Below are 15057 nucleotides of genomic sequence, written 5' to 3' on the forward strand. Positions count from 1 at the left end.
AAAGGTCTAGATCAGGTTGCCGTGGAAAAAGCGCGAGACATACGACCCGACCCCCATGGCAAACATGAAAAAGCCGATGGTCAGCGAAAACTGATAGACCGAGTTGCCCAGCAGGTAGCTGGACACCGTCCCAATGATCAGTTCGTAGACGATGCCGCACAGGGCAACAACAAGGATCGCGCCAAGCAGAACCATCGCCTGCCGGCGCGGCAGGTCGGTGTAACGCGGTGTCAGTGTGTCGGTCATAGTGAAATCCGGAAAACTGGAAAGCCCGGCGCGATCAGCGCGCCGGGCCAAAGTTGGGGTTCGGGCAGGCGCGGCGCTTATTTACCGGCGCGCAAACCACCGGCGCGGGCGCTGCGCGGGGCCGAATAGTTGGTGCGCGGTGTCACGCTGCGATTGTTGAAGCTGGACGCGCTGATCCCGGCCGAACGCTGACGGCTGATCAGGTTGCCAATCAGCGCACCGGCCAGAAAGCCAGCGCCCGAGAAACGCAGACCCGCGGACTCACCGGCGGTGTCGGTGGCGATCAGACGGTTGTTGGCCTCGTCGATCTCGATGGTGAAAACCTCACCCTCATCCGAGTCGCGAATGCCGTTGCCATTCGGGTCCGCATAGCCCGAGAATTTGGCGTCGGACAGAATCTCCAGACCCAGCGGCTTGTCATAAAAGCGCGGTTCCGAGTTCATGATCTGCGTCAGATATGTCGTGAATTCATCCACTTGCTCGTCCGAGGCTTCGGCGATGCTGTTGGCTGTCAGGTACTCCTGATATTGATTGATCGCAAATTCGGTCCGGTCCAGAACCTGCCCAAGATCGGCGGTTTGTTCGGATTTGGGGGCCAGGAACATCGTGTAGCCGACGAAGCCGAGAAAGCCCAAAATGGCAATCAGTTTAAGTTTTCCAAACATGAAATCTCCTATCGAGTTTAGTCAGTGTTTTCAGGTTTCACCAAGGCGGCAGGACCACCACACCTGGTGCAGGTCCTTGCCGTAGAACTCATTCAGTTCGCCGCATTTCGTCATCCCATGCGCCTGCAATTCATCCGCGTGGGCATCGGACAGGTCAGAGGGAACAGCCAGAACCGCCATGCGGTATTTTTGCGTGCGCGCAAGCGAAAGCTGCTGATCCAGCCCGGAAAGCCCGGTCCCGGCTTCACGCCAGCGCAGACCTGCGACATCATCGGTTTCAGCGGCTTTATGCAGGTCAATGACAGACAGGCCCGTGGTCGAGGCCAGAGGCGCGGGCGGCAGGTCGGGTGCGTCGGGATTGTCCAGCCCATAGATGATCTTCGCCTCTTTGGGGCTGTGGTATCCGGGCACAGTCAGCTCGACCGAAGCGCCGAACTCTTCATATAGTTTGTGTGCGGCGGCATAGATCTTTTTGCCGAACTCTTCATAGTCGCTGGTTTCAATGAAAATCTTGCGGATGTGCAGCTGCGCCAGCTTGCCCAGCAGGTCGTTCAGCATCTGCCCGCCCAGACCTTTGCCGGTATGGGCCTGATCCAGATAGGTCCAGGACAGCCAGGCGACATCGGGCACGTCTTCGTCGACGCTGTAGCCGATCAGTCCCAGCACGTCGCCCCGGTCCAGCAGCACAAACATGTTGTCGGTGCCTTCGTGACAAACGTGCTTTCAGCTTCAAGCGCGTCATCCTCGTCGGTCTGGGCGATGATCTGAACGGCGGGCGAAACATGCCGCCATTCCATAGGTTTGAGCGTCGGACCTTTCGAGCCGAACAGGGCGTTAAACACGGCAAGACCTCCTCCGATCAACGCGGATGCAATATGGGTGAAAACCGCGATCTGAGACCGCAGATACAGAAACTCGGCCATCAACAGCCCGCAGATCAGCGCCAGCGCCCAGACACGCTGCGCTGCCGGGCGGGATGCAACCACGCCATAGGCGACGAGGGCGTAGGAAACGCTCGACAACCCCACAAATCCCGGCCCGGCCAGAGCGAACTCTGCCACCGTTCCGGCAAGCGCGCTCAGAACCGCCAGACCTGCGGTCCTGATGCTGCCTAGCCGGGGTTCGGTCAGGGAACCGCCGACAAGGATCATCAGGCAATTGAGCGTCAGATGGTTCAGATCCCCATGCCGGATCACGAACACCAGATGGTCGGGCAAGCTCAGGACCGGCCCCGAATAGCGCACCGGACCGAACAGCATGTAAACGCAGATCGCGCACAGGATAAGAGAGATCGTGACCGGGCATCTGCGCAGTTCTTTCATTCGCCCTTCAGCAACCCGCCACCGCCAGCCGCAGTACGGTTTGGCCGACCAGGCCGCGCTGGATGGACTGCACTTCGACGCGTTGCGGGCGGAAAAAGGACTTCAGCACATCCAGGCTGCGCTGCGGCTCGGCGTCGCCGCACATGAAGATGTCGATGGCGGCATAGCCATGCTCGGGCCAGGTGTGGACCGAGATATGGGACTCGGCCAGCAACGCCACGCCGGTAAAGCCGGCACGCTGTCCGAAATCATGGGTCTCGACGCTGAGAACTTGGGCCTTGGCAGCCAGTGCCGCGCGCGTCAAAGCGTCTTGAGCCGGGGTAGGATCATAAAGCGCAGTTGAATCGAAAAAATCCGCTATAAGATGTATGCCTAACGGCGAGGAAGCAGGGTCCGGTTATAGCAATAGCCTCAAATCACGTAATATGAGGGCAGCATTAATTCATTGATCTAATTAGTCAATCTGATCGCGACGTTAAGCTTTTTTGACGGAAGCGCTGTGGCGGAAATGCACAACCAAAGGGAGATTTTAGTTTGCCCCAACTCACACTTAACTGAAACCGGAAGGCCGGGTTAAATTACAAAATGACCGCTCAATTTGTGAATGCAGCCTAACCATACTGAAAACAGTATGTCCTCGTCCGCGTCACAGCAATTGAAACTGCGACTTTCCGTTGGACACATGAGAGGTGTTCGCCGATAGCGGCTTTTTCAGGATGGGAAAGTCGTATCTTTCGAGGCACCTTGACAAGATTTCTGCTACAATTAATTTTACCAACTAAAATAATAATGTGGGATAATGCCGAATGTACCTTGGGTTGGATTTGGGAACGTCCGGTCTCAGAGGGATTCTGGTGGATGACGCCGGTCTCGTCTTATGTGCCGCCGAAGTCAGCATTTCGACCGCAACGCCCAAACCCGGGTGGTCCGAGCAGACTCCGTCAGATTGGGTCGATGCGTGCAAAAAGGTTGTCACCGAACTCCGCGCGCGTGATGCACAGGCGTTTTCCGAACTGCGTGGAATTGGCCTGAGCGGACATATGCACGGCGCGACACTTCTGGATGCGGACGGTCGCGTGTTGCGGCCCTGTATCCTCTGGAATGACACGCGTTCAGCCGAAGAGGCGGCAGTGCTGGATCAGGCACAGGACATGCGCGCGATCTCGGGTAACATTGTCTTCCCGGGTTTTACAGCGCCAAAGCTGGAGTGGGTGCGTTCGCACGAGCCCGATGTGTTTGCGAAGACAGCCAAGGTTTTGCTTCCGAAAGACTATTTGCGGTATTGGCTGACGGGCGAATACATTTCGGACGTGTCAGACAGTGCCGGAACATCCTGGTTGGATGTTGGAACCCGGCGGTGGTCGGAAACAGCGCTTGCATTGGGTCATATGCGCGCCGATCAGATGCCTCGATTGGTTGAAGGCAGCGATCCGGGCGGCGCGTTGAAGGCTGCATTGCGACAGGAATGGGGGCTTTCCGGCGATGTGATCGTGGCCGGAGGGGCAGGTGACAACGCGGCTGCGGCTTGTGGCATTGGCAGCATTCGGGACGGCACGGGGTTTGTCTCGCTGGGAACGTCGGGCGTTTTGCTTGTTGCGCGGGATGGTTACGCCCCTGCGCCGGAAACGGCAGTGCATTGCTTTTGTCACGCCGTACCTGACAAGTGGATGCAAATGGGCGTCATCCTGTCTGCCACGAACAGCATGAACTGGTTGTCGCGGAACCTGGGCCAGCCTGTTGAAAAACTGGTTGCGGCCTTGCCTCGCGCGGTGTCGGGCCCGTCGTCGGTTACGTTCCTGCCCTATTTGTCGGGCGAACGGACACCGCATAACGATAGCCACATCAGGGGCGCGTTCTTGGGCGTGGATGTCGCCTCGGAGCCCGTTGATCTGACGCAATCCGTCATGGAAGGCGTTGCCTTTGCGATGAGGGATTGCCTTGAGGCCCTGAAACGCACGGGGACAAGACCAAGCAGTCTGATGGCAGTGGGCGGAGGCGCGCGATCCCGGTTCTGGTTGGAGACATTGGCCACCGTCTTGCAAGTGCCGCTGGACCTGCCCAGGGGCAGCGAGTTCGGTGCCGCAATGGGGGCCGCGCGCCTTGCCATCTGCGCCGTCAACAGCGCCGCGCCAGCCGAGGTTATGACGCCGCCTGAAATCGAGGATCGTATCGATCCGCGCAGCGACCTGATCGACATGTATGAACGTGAATACGGGCGATACCGGCAATTCTACAAGGCGTTGGCGCCGTTGGCTGCAAGATGACACCTGATGCGGGAACGCGCTCTCGGATCGAAACGGCCATGTTGTCGGATGGTGACATGCGGGTCACGGTTCTGAACTACGGGGCGATCACGCAAGGGTGGTGGTACAAGGACACGTCACTTGTGCTTGGGTTCGATGACCCTGCCGCGTATTTCTCGGATACAAGTTTCATGGGCGCAATCATTGGGCGCGTCGCGAACCGGATCGGCGGTGCCCGGTTTGAATTGGCGGGTCGCAGTTACGACCTGAGCGCCAATGAAGGCAGCAATACTCTTCACGGTGGCGCACAGGGACTGTCCCGGCAGTTCTGGGCCCTTGCGCAGACGGCACCAAACGAGGCTGTGCTGAGCCATCAGTCACGTGATGGGGAAGGCGGGTTCCCCGGCGATGTCAGGTTCGAGGTCCGCGTCACCCTGCGGTTTCCGCGATTGATCTATACAATCACGGCACATCCTGACCTTCCGACGCCCATCAGTGTCACGCAACACAACTACTACACTTTAGGTGGCTTCAAAGGCGTTGCCGCACATCGATTGGAACTTGCTTCAAGCCGATATCTGGAAATCGATGAGCAGGGAGTTCCTACTGGTCGACTGTGTTCGACCGTTGGCAGCGAACTGGATTTTTCGGCACCAAGTCCGATCAGACAGGCGTCAAAGGGGATCGACCATTATTTCTGCTTCGATCAGGATCGTGACCCGAACGCGCCGGTGGCTGTATTTACCGCGCCGTCCGCCCTGACGCTGACAGCCTATTCCGACCAGCCCGGTGCGCAGGTCTATTCAGGTGCCAATCTGGCAAAGCCGCCATATGCATCGCCCGGTCTGTGCATCGAACCTTCGGGATACCCAAACGCCCTGAACATCCCGTCCTTTCCTTCGATTATCCATACGCCCGAAAGCCCGTACCGCCAGGTGCTTACCCTTGAGATCTCAGAGGGTCGTGATGAAGGTTAGGTGGCTCTTTCCGGTTCTTTGCGTATTGATCTCAAGCGCAGGCAGCACAAGTGCCCAGAACCTTGGTGATCGGCCCGAATTCCTCGAGCCTGATTTAAACAGCGTCGAACTGGGGCAGCTGCTTTTCTACGACCCGATTTTGTCCGGCAACAAGAACATCAGCTGCGCAACCTGTCACCATCCCGATCTTGGTACATCAGACGGCCTGTCCCTTGGCACCGGGGAAGGGGGGCTTGGTCTGGGTCCCGAACGCAGGCTGGATCCCGAGAACACGCCTGAGCAACGTATTCCCAGAAACTCACCGGGGCTTTGGAACCTCGGCGCGACGGAGTTTACAACGTTTTTCCACGATGGGCGGCTTGAGGCGGACCCCACGCAACCGAACGGGATCAGAACGCCGCTGGGCACGCATATGCGGCCCGGCTTTCAATCCGCCTTGGCGGCGCAAGCCATGTTCCCGGTGCTTTCGCCGGATGAAATGGCGGGTCACTACTCGGAAAATGATGTCAGCAAGGCGGTTCGACTGGGTCTTTTGACCCAGCAAGACGGCGCGTGGGATTTGATAGCCGCCCGTGTTGCGGCCATTCCGGAATACCGGCAGAGGTTTGGCGACATCGCCCCGGATGCCGAGATTACGTTTACTGCCATTGCCAACGCGATTGCAGATTTCATCGCGTTCGAGTGGCGCGCGGATAACAGCCCCTTTGACCGTGCGATGAGAGGCGAAGGTGAATTGCCGGAAGACGCCGAAATCGGCATGGGCCTGTTCTATGGCAAGGCCGGGTGCAGTACCTGCCATTCAGGTTGGTTCCAGACAGATCACGGCTTCCATTCGATTGCAGTGCCGCAGATCGGGCCGGGAAAATCCGCGCGGTTTGAAAGTCATGTGCGCGATGATGGGCGTTTTCGCGTCACAGGTAACCCGGAAGATGCATTTGCGTTTCGCACGCCATCGCTGCGCAACGTGACATTGACCGCGCCCTACGGACATAACGGTGCCTTCGCCCGGCTCGAGGATATGGTGCGCCACCATTTGGACCCGGTTGCATCTTTGCAGAACTACACGATTGAAATGGCCCTGTTGCCGGAATTCCCCGGTGCTGATGATCAGAGCCCGCTATTGGATCGGCAACACATAGGCGAGATCGCGGAAAGCAACAGCCTGTCGCCGCAATCTCTGACAGATCAGGAGATCGACGCTCTTCTCAGTTTTCTGGCAAGTCTTGAAGACCCGGCAAAGCGGTTGGGGGTGCCCTCTCAAGTTCCAAGTGGCCTGCCAGTGGATCAATGATCAACGGGAAATCCGGACGATTTGGTTGGCGCTGACCCTCTGCCATTCGCCCGTTTCTCCGTCCGGCCAAATGACTCGAACTTGCGCGTCGCTTTCATTGCCCAGACCAAAATGATGAAACACGGCGATGCCCCCTGCATGACCGCCACCAATCGTTATTTCGCGGGTTTGAACCCCTGCCGGAGTTTTTACTTCGACAAATCCACCAACTGCAAAGCGGTTGGATATATCCTGAGAAACGCCAAGCAACAGCCAGTGGCCAGCGCGCGAAATGTTCTGGCTGACTTCCAGTTCCGAGCCTCGATTGACGACCACCAGATCAAGCCGCCCGTCATTGTTCAGATCGGCAACTGCCGCACCGCGGGACTTTGCCATTGAAGCAACGCCCGCCTCAGCCGAGGTCTCAGCGAATTGCCCATGGGGTGTCTGCACAAGCAGGTTGTTGGGATCGTTCAAAGCGGCATCCGGCATTTGTTCTACATTGCCCTTGGCAACGAAAATGTCGTCGCGGCCGTCGTTGTTGACGTCGCCAAACTGCGCGTGCCACCCGGTCGACGGCCTGCCGTCATCGCCCAAATGAGGTTTGTGGGCCGTCGTTCCCTTGTCATAAGTGGCATCGCGCCACGTTGGGCCTTGGGCGGCTGGGTCAAACACCTGCAGCTTCTGGTCGCCCATGGAGGTCAGGTAAACCTCGGGAAAGCCGTCCCCCGTCAGATCGCGCGAGGCGATCCCCATGCCCCAGATCGAATAGGGCATCCAGCCGTCCTCGGGCGTGTACAGGCGGGGCACCGGTTCCATGGCCCAAAGTTGCTCTTGTCCGTTGCGCACGTAATAGTGGCGGTCATTGCTGACACGAAGGTCCGCACGCCCCGTTCGTGCCCAATCCGAGAACAGTATGGACAGGGAACAATAGCCGGGTTCAAGATGTTGCGGTTGCCCGTAGCTGTGCCCTTCGGGGCGGTAGAGCAGGGTTGGCCCGCAGGCCTCGAACGGACCGTCCGGATCGGATCGATCAACATAGGTTCCAAAGGCCAAAGTGGGCAAGTCTTGCCCGTCTTCCCAAGTGGCCGAGAAGCCGGTGGTCCAGTGGTCAGCGGACACAAAGCCAAGGCTGTCAAAGGGCTTGAACTGGCAATCTGGCAGGCCTTGCAAAAGCAGGTCTGCGCCAACGCGCAGAATTGCCAGATCCATCAAGCCGTCGCTGTCAACGTCCAGGGGATAAGCACCGGTTACCCCGGTCAGCGACAATTGATCGGGTGTTTCGGCCCGAAAGGAAATCGTGTCGCCTGAGGTATTCTTGAACAGTTGAGTTCGATTTGATCCACCTGCAATAAACAACTCGGGCAGCGTGTCACCGTTGCAATCGAAAACGGCGACGCCGCCGCCGACAAAATGCTCCCATCCGCCATCGTAGACATGGGCCGGGACGTCGATGCGCTGGAATTCAGGGGAAGGCCCCTCGGCGTAAGCCCCACTGGCCAGAACCAAAAAGACCAGCGGTTCAGGACGCATGGGCCGTAAGCTCCTGCACTTTGAGGATTGAGATCTGTTCGATCCCATAGGCGGCCGCACCCTTGGCCCACATCAGATCGCCCCAATCGTGGACTTTGAGTTCCGGCAGGGGGGCATCGACACTGACAACGCCGTTTCGGATGCGCTTCATCACCTGGTCCGAGCACAGATGTTCAAAGCTCATTTGGGTGCCGGACACGACGATACATTCAGGGTCATACAGGTTGATCAGATTTGACACCCCAAGGCCGAACATCTGACCAGCGCGGGCAAGCACCGACGCAGCCCTTTCATCCCCGGAACTGGCGCGATCATAGATGTCGGACACGCTCTCCATCTCACTGTCGTGGCCTGTCACGGTCATTTCGCGTATCAGGGCATAATCCCCGACATAAGCCTCAAGACATCCACGTTGGCCGCATTGGCACAATGCCCCGTCAAGGTGAACCTTGGTGTGACCGAATTCCGCGCCGCAGCCGCGTTCTCCGCGGTAGAGTTTTCCGTCCAGAACAATTCCCAGACCGACACCATGCTCGATCGTCACAACCAGAAAGTTTTTCAGCCCCTTGCCCAGCCCAAATAGCTGTTCGGCTTTGGCGACAAGATTGGCGTCGTTGTCCACGAAGACCGGGCAGGGGATATCCTTCGACAGCAATAGATTGAAATCGATGTTCCGGTCGGTGATCGAAGACGACCAGTGCACAAAGTTCCGTTTTGCATCGACAAGACCTGCCACGCCAATGGAAACACCGGCCAGATTGTTGAGCGTGCCGCCAATCTGCCTGCAGGTTTCCTGAAGGGCTTTGCACACTGCCTCGACGAATTCCGCCGGTGTCATTCGGGCGTGTTCCAGCGGCTGTTTGTGCGATGTTACTTCGTTGCCTTCAAAGTCGACCAGAATAACCGAAATCACTTGCCGCGCGACTTTCAGACCCGCCACAAGGTGGGATTGCCCGTCCAGTTGCAGCAAAACCCTGGGCCTGCCTCTTTTGCCGGAACCGGGCTGCGCCTCGCCTTCAGTTTCCTTGATCAACCCGGCGGAAATGAGATCGGCTGTTGCTGCCGTGACGGTGGCCGGGCTGGTTTGCAAAGCGGATGCGATATCGATCCGCGAGACGGATCCTTGCGCTCGAATATGCTCCAACACCCGCAAGCGGGTGGTGTTTCTTTGCTCCAATGAAACCAGAGAGGCTTTGCTTTTCAGCATCTTATCCTCGCGAATCTTGTCGTTGGCCCAATCTATTTGAAATTGCCGCCTTCTTGTAGAGTAAATATTTTACCGACTGAAATAAATGTGGTATCCAAAATTGTGAGAGCCGCGAATCGAGATTCGATGGCTCGGCAAATGGGAGGAAATCATGAAAAGAATTCTCAGCTTCTCGGCTGCGGCCACCTTGTTGGCTTCTGCTGCCTTCGCAGAGCCGGTGGTCGGCGTAAGCTGGTCCAACTTTCAGGAAGAGCGATGGAAGACGGACGAAGCGGCCATCAAATCAGCGCTGGAAGCGGGTGGTGCTGAATACATCTCATCTGATGCGCAGTCGTCATCCGCCAAGCAGCTTTCGGATATTGAAAGCCTGATCGCACAGGGCGTGGACGCGTTGATCATTCTGGCGCAGGACGCGCAGGCCATCGGGCCGGCGGTTCAAGCTGCGGCTGACGAAGGTATCCCGGTGATTGCCTATGACCGTCTGATCGAGGATGACCGGGCCTTTTACCTGACCTTCGACAATGTCGAGGTCGGCCGCATGCAGGCCCGCGCCGTCTTTGATGCCATGCCCAAGGGCAATTACGTGATGATCAAGGGGTCCCCCACCGATCCAAACGCCGATTTCCTGCGGGGCGGTCAGCAAGAGATCATCGGTGCGGCGGTAGACAGCGGTGACATCGTCATCGTTGGTGAGGCCTATACCGACGGCTGGTTGCCTGCGAATGCGCAGCGCAACATGGAACAGATCCTGACGGCGAATGAAAACAACGTGGACGCGGTTGTCGCGTCGAATGACGGCACAGCAGGCGGTGTTGTCGCGGCGCTGACGGCGCAGGGCATGGAGGGTATTCCGGTATCCGGGCAGGACGGCGATCATGCAGCGCTGAACCGGGTTGCACTTGGAACACAGACTGTCTCGGTCTGGAAGGATGCCCGTGAACTGGGCAAAGCCGCCGGTGAAATCGCGGTTGCGCTGAGCAGTGGCACAAGCCCTGCAGATGTGGATGGTGTGGTCAGTTGGACATCGCCGGGCGGCACCGAGATGAACTCGGTCTTCCTTGCTCCGGTCCCGATTACCAAGGACAACCTGTCCGTTGTCGTGGATGCGGGATGGATTTCGCAGGAAGCGCTGTGTCAGGGCGTCGAAAACGGACCGGCCCCCTGTAACTAAACCACTCAGCCCCTGGCCCTGTTTGGGCCGGGGGTACTTGCTGAAAATGAAAGATCGGAAATGACCGAAACTTCGTCTCAGCCGATACCTGAAAAGGCAAAACCCAGCCTGTTCCAGCAACTGGAACTGGATATGCGGCTTTTGGGCATGATCGGCGCGTTTGTCATCCTGTGCATCGGGTTCAACATCGTCACCGACGGGCGGTTCCTGACCCCGCGCAACCTGTTCAACCTGTCCATCCAGACGGTTTCAGTGGCGATCATGGCTTGCGGGATGGTGTTCATCATCGTCACGCGGCATATCGACCTGTCGGTCGGGGCGTTGCTGGCGACAACCTCGGCGGTGATGGCAATGACACAGACCGAACTGCTGCCGCACATGCTGGGGATGGGTTTGAACAATCCGGCAACATGGGCGATCACCATAGTGATCGGCCTGCTTGCGGGCACGCTGATCGGTGCATTTCACGGCTGGTTGGTCGGCTATCTCACGATCCCGGCCTTCATTGTCACCCTTGGTGGTTTTCTGGTCTGGCGAAACGTGGCCTGGTACCTGACCAGCGGTCAGACCATCGGTCCGCTGGACAGCACCTTCCTGATGTTCGGCGGCACAAACGGAACTCTGGGTACAACGGTAAGCTGGCTGTTCGGGCTGTTCGCCACCGCAATCGCCATCTGGGCCTTGTGGAGCGGACGGCGCGCAAAATCCGCGCACGGGTTTCCTGTCAAACCCGTCTGGGCTGAAAGCACCCTGGCCGGGATCATCGCTGTCGCGATCCTTGGCTATGTATACATTGTCAACAGCTACGCCATTCCCATGCGCCGCCTGGAACGCGTGTTCGAAGCACGTGGAGAGACCATGCCCGAAGGGTTGGTTGTTGGCTACGGTATCCCGATCTCGGTCCTCATCCTGATCATCGTTGCGGTCACCCTAACAGTTGTGGCCCGGAAAACCCGGTTCGGCCGCTATATCTTTGCCACCGGCGGCAACCCGGACGCGGCAGAGCTTTCAGGTATCAACACACGTCTGCTGACCGTGAAGATTTTTGCGCTGATGGGGTTCCTGTGCGCCGTATCCGCCGTGGTTGCCTCGGCGCGGCTGGCGAACCATTCGAACGACATCGGCACGCTGGATGAACTGAGGGTCATCGCGGCGGCAGTGATCGGCGGGACCGCCTTGTCCGGTGGCATCGGTACCATATACGGCGCGATCCTTGGCGCATTGATCATGCAGGCGCTTCAGTCCGGCATGGCCATGGTTGGCGTTGACGCGCCGTTCCAGAACATCGTGGTCGGCAGCGTTCTTGTGCTGGCCGTCTATATCGACATCGTCTACCGCAAGCGACTGGGGGCAAAGTGATGCAAGCTCAGGACACGCAGAAAACGCCCTCAACATCCGCTCGCGGAACCGGTGCGCCGCCCTTGGTCGAAATGCGCGACATTTCGATTTCCTTCGGGGGGATCAAGGCGGTCGATCATGTATCGGTCGATCTTTACCCCGGCGAAGTCGTTGGCTTGCTTGGCCATAACGGGGCCGGGAAATCGACGCTGATCAAGGTGCTTTCGGGTGCCTATCAAATGGATCATGGCGAGATCCTGATTGATGGCAATCCGGTTGAGATCAACAACCCACGTGATGCGCGGGCGAATAATATCGAGACCATCTACCAGACCCTCGCGCTGGCCGATAATCTGGATGCAACGTCGAACCTGTTTCTGGGGCGCGAGATGACGACGCCCTTCGGGCTGGTCAACGACGCCGCCATGGAGGCTGAATGCCGCAAGATCATGGCGCAGCTTAACCCGAATTTTCAGAAGTTCAGCGATCCGGTGTCCGCGCTGTCGGGCGGCCAAAGACAGTCTGTGGCGATTGCACGGGCCGTCTATTTCAATGCCCGCATCCTGATCATGGATGAACCCACCGCGGCGCTTGGCCCGCATGAAACGCAGATGGTCGCGGATCTGATCCATCAACTCAAGGCGCAGGGCATCGGGATCTTCCTGATTGATCACGACGTGCACGCGGTCATGGATCTGTGCGACCGCGCCTCGGTGATGAAAAACGGGAAACTGGTGGGAACTGTCGATATCGCAGACGTCACCGATGACGATCTTTTGTCGATGATCATTCTGGGCAAACAGCCCGGTCAGAAGGCGGACTAGGGGGCAGGAATGAAAAGCGGATTTTTCGACGGGATCGAACAGATCAAGTTCGAGGGTACGGACAGCAAAAACCCCTTGGCCTTCCGCCACTACGACCCGGATGAGATTGTCATGGGCAAACGCATGGAAGATCATCTGCGATTTGCGGTCGCCTGGTGGCATTCTTTCGCGTGGGAGGGCGGAGACCCCTTTGGTGGTCCCACCTTCGAACGCCCTTGGCATCCGCAGGACGATATGGGCCGTGCTCGTATGAAGGCGGATATCGCATTCGAATTGTTCGAGATTTTGGGCCAGCCCTTCTTTTGCTGGCACGACGCCGATATCCGGCCCGAACAGGGCAATTTCGCCGACAATCTGAGAACGCTGGAAGACATCACCGACTATATCGGTGAAAAGATGCAGGCGTCCGGCACCCGGCTGCTGTGGGGGACGGCCAATATGTTCAGCCACCGACGCTGGATGGCCGGGGCCAGCACTAATCCCGATCCCGATGTGTTCGCGTTTGCGGCGGCAACAGTGAAATCGTGCATGGACGCAACCCACAAGCTGGGTGGCGAAAACTATGTCCTCTGGGGTGGCCGCGAAGGCTATGAGACCCTGCTGAATACCGACCTGAAGACCGAACTGGACCATATGGGCCGGTTTCTGAACATGGTCGTGGAATACAAACACAAGATCGGCTTCAAGGGTGCCATTCTTGTCGAACCCAAGCCGCAAGAGCCGTCCAAGCACCAATACGACTATGACGCTGCAACCTGTATCGGGTTTCTGCGGAAATACGGGTTGGCGGACGAGGTGAAGCTGAACCTCGAACAGGGACACGCAATTCTTGCCGGTCATAGCTTTGAACACGAGATCGCAGTTGCCGCGGCCGAGGGGATGTTGGGGTCCATCGACATGAACCGAAACGACTATCAGTCGGGTTGGGACACGGATCAATTCCCCAATAACGCGCCCGAGGTGGCCTTGGCCTACTACTACATTCTGAAAGCGGGCGGCTTTACAACCGGCGGCACGAATTTCGACGCCAAAATCCGCCGTCAGTCGATTGATGCAGAAGACCTTGTCGCCGCGCATGTCGGTGGCATGGATATTTGCGCCCGAGGTCTCAGGGCCGCTGCAGTAATGATCGAAGACGGGGGCTTGGAAGCTGCGCTTTCTGACAGGTATTCCAATTGGAGTTCACCCGCAGCGCAAGCTATGTTGAACAGCAGCCTCGATGACATTGCCGCCCGAGTCTTGCGGGATGGGATCAACCCGGAACCACATTCAGGGCGTCAGGAGATGCTGGAGAATTATGTGAACAGGTTCGTGTGACGACCACAATTGCACGCGCTTCGAGCCGCAAATAATAGGGGCAGCATCAGCCCGCAAGCCAGTCCACGACCTTCTGCACCTCTCGCCTCACGGGGCCGCTTCCGCGCACCTCGACGAAATAGGCATGGGTGGGGGGGATACTTTCATCGAAAAGGCGAACGACCCGTGCCTCGGCAAGGTCCTGATCGATCAGCGGCAGCCAGCCGATCACGATCCCTTGCCCTTCGGCAGCACCGCGCAGCAGGGCGTTTGCGTCCTGGAAGATCGAACCGCGCAGCCGGTTTGGGACGGGCACGTTCATGGCTGCGAACCAATCCAGCCATCCCCAGTGGTTCCTTTGGTGCAGCAGGGGTAAATTCAGCAGGTCTTTCGGGTCCTTAATGGGGCCGTGGGTGTCAAGGAATGACTTGGACGCAATGGCGACAGGGCTGAGTTCAAGTAATTTGATCGCGTCACCCGATGTCTCGGCCATGCGGTCCCAGCGGATCACGATGTCGAGGTTTTCCCGCACGCTTGTTCCGGGTTCGAAAGTGGGCAGAACCTCAAGCTCGATATCCGCGTGAGAGGCCCAGAAATCGCTGATCTTTGGCATCAGCCACCGCGCGGTGAAAATCGGGCCGGCCGCCAGGCGGACCACCTTGCGGGACCGGCGGTGGAGCGTGCGCACCGCTTCGTCCAATATCCCAAAGGCCTGAGCGGCGGCGTTTGCAAGTCGTTCGCCGTCTTCGGTCAGTGTGACATCCCGACCGCTGCGCACGAACAGCTTGGTGCCAAGCCGATCTTCCAGTCCGCGAATATGGTGGCTGATCGCCGTCGGGGTGACTGACAAGGCTTCGGACGCGGCGCGAAAACTGCCCAGCCGGGCGGCGGCCTCAAAGGCGCGCAGGGCGGGAAGGGACGGTTTCATGTCAGGCCTATAGAGTAGTTTTACTCATCTATTGCTG

At 58.2% G+C, this 15057-nt stretch carries 15 protein-coding genes; 7 read left to right on the plus strand and 8 right to left on the minus strand.

What is annotated here, in order from left to right:
* Window positions 1-6: 6 nt before the first annotated feature.
* From ACR0KX_RS00425 to speD, 5 genes are all read right to left on the minus strand, one after another.
* Complete coding sequence (locus tag ACR0KX_RS00425; RefSeq protein ID WP_480707698.1) at window positions 7-246, minus strand: hypothetical protein; 240 nt, start codon at window positions 244-246, stop codon at window positions 7-9.
* A 77-nt stretch (window positions 247-323) separates the two neighbouring features.
* Window positions 324-911: a hypothetical protein gene (locus tag ACR0KX_RS00430; RefSeq protein ID WP_480707700.1), complete on the minus strand. Its 588-nt coding sequence runs from the start codon at window positions 909-911 to the stop codon at window positions 324-326.
* Between the two features lie 30 nt (window positions 912-941).
* Window positions 942-1604, minus strand: coding sequence for a GNAT family N-acetyltransferase (locus ACR0KX_RS00435; protein ID WP_480707702.1), 663 nt, complete (start codon window positions 1602-1604; stop codon window positions 942-944).
* Entirely contained in the window at window positions 1565-2233 is a 669-nt protein-coding gene (locus tag ACR0KX_RS00440) for a rhomboid family intramembrane serine protease (RefSeq protein ID WP_480707704.1), read from the minus strand. The genes ACR0KX_RS00435 and ACR0KX_RS00440 overlap by 40 nt, the downstream gene beginning before the upstream one ends.
* A gap of 7 nt (window positions 2234-2240) precedes the next feature.
* Window positions 2241-2603 (minus strand): adenosylmethionine decarboxylase, encoded by a 363-nt coding sequence (gene speD, locus ACR0KX_RS00445; RefSeq protein WP_480708385.1) that lies wholly within the window; start codon window positions 2601-2603, stop codon window positions 2241-2243.
* Window positions 2604-3039: 436 nt separating this feature from the next.
* Here speD and xylB point away from each other — a divergent pair, with 436 nt between their 5' ends.
* The 3 genes from xylB to ACR0KX_RS00460 are packed head-to-tail and all read left to right on the plus strand — an operon-like array spanning window position 3040 to window position 6744.
* Window positions 3040-4497 carry a xylulokinase gene (xylB, locus tag ACR0KX_RS00450; RefSeq protein ID WP_480707706.1) on the plus strand — a complete coding sequence of 486 codons (1458 nt, stop codon included), beginning with the start codon at window positions 3040-3042 and terminating at the stop codon, window positions 4495-4497.
* A complete protein-coding gene (locus ACR0KX_RS00455; protein WP_170622773.1) occupies window positions 4494-5453 on the plus strand; it encodes an aldose epimerase family protein in 960 nt (319 codons plus the stop codon). Before xylB ends, ACR0KX_RS00455 begins: the two co-directional genes overlap by 4 nt.
* Window positions 5443-6744: a cytochrome c peroxidase gene (locus ACR0KX_RS00460; RefSeq protein ID WP_170452852.1), complete on the plus strand. Its 1302-nt coding sequence runs from the start codon at window positions 5443-5445 to the stop codon at window positions 6742-6744. The genes ACR0KX_RS00455 and ACR0KX_RS00460 overlap by 11 nt, the downstream gene beginning before the upstream one ends.
* Here the strand turns inward: ACR0KX_RS00460 and ACR0KX_RS00465 are convergent, their stop codons facing one another.
* Both ACR0KX_RS00465 and ACR0KX_RS00470 read right to left on the minus strand, forming a co-directional pair.
* Window positions 6745-8256: a CRTAC1 family protein gene (locus ACR0KX_RS00465; RefSeq protein WP_480707708.1), complete on the minus strand. Its 1512-nt coding sequence runs from the start codon at window positions 8254-8256 to the stop codon at window positions 6745-6747.
* Window positions 8246-9463 carry an ROK family transcriptional regulator gene (locus ACR0KX_RS00470; protein ID WP_170622777.1) on the minus strand — a complete coding sequence of 406 codons (1218 nt, stop codon included), beginning with the start codon at window positions 9461-9463 and terminating at the stop codon, window positions 8246-8248. Before ACR0KX_RS00470 ends, ACR0KX_RS00465 begins: the two co-directional genes overlap by 11 nt.
* A 151-nt stretch (window positions 9464-9614) precedes the next feature.
* Between ACR0KX_RS00470 and xylF the strand changes: the two genes are divergently transcribed.
* The 4 genes from xylF to xylA are packed head-to-tail and all read left to right on the plus strand — an operon-like array spanning window position 9615 to window position 14113.
* Entirely contained in the window at window positions 9615-10634 is a 1020-nt protein-coding gene (gene xylF / locus ACR0KX_RS00475; RefSeq protein WP_170521563.1) for a D-xylose ABC transporter substrate-binding protein, read from the plus strand.
* Window positions 10635-10694: 60 nt separating this feature from the next.
* Window positions 10695-11993 carry a sugar ABC transporter permease gene (locus ACR0KX_RS00480; protein ID WP_170622779.1) on the plus strand — a complete coding sequence of 433 codons (1299 nt, stop codon included), beginning with the start codon at window positions 10695-10697 and terminating at the stop codon, window positions 11991-11993.
* Complete coding sequence (locus ACR0KX_RS00485) at window positions 11993-12796, plus strand: ATP-binding cassette domain-containing protein (protein ID WP_170452837.1); 804 nt, start codon at window positions 11993-11995, stop codon at window positions 12794-12796. Before ACR0KX_RS00480 ends, ACR0KX_RS00485 begins: the two co-directional genes overlap by 1 nt.
* Before the next feature lie 9 nt (window positions 12797-12805).
* On the plus strand, window positions 12806-14113 hold the full coding sequence (xylA, locus tag ACR0KX_RS00490) for a xylose isomerase (RefSeq protein WP_170622781.1): 1308 nt from the start codon (window positions 12806-12808) through the stop codon (window positions 14111-14113).
* 46 nt (window positions 14114-14159) lie between these two features.
* Here the strand turns inward: xylA and ACR0KX_RS00495 are convergent, their stop codons facing one another.
* A complete protein-coding gene (locus ACR0KX_RS00495; protein ID WP_170622783.1) occupies window positions 14160-15020 on the minus strand; it encodes a LysR family transcriptional regulator in 861 nt (286 codons plus the stop codon).
* Window positions 15021-15057: the final 37 nt, after the last annotated feature.

This window comes from Ruegeria sp. BG5 (assembly GCF_056538425.1).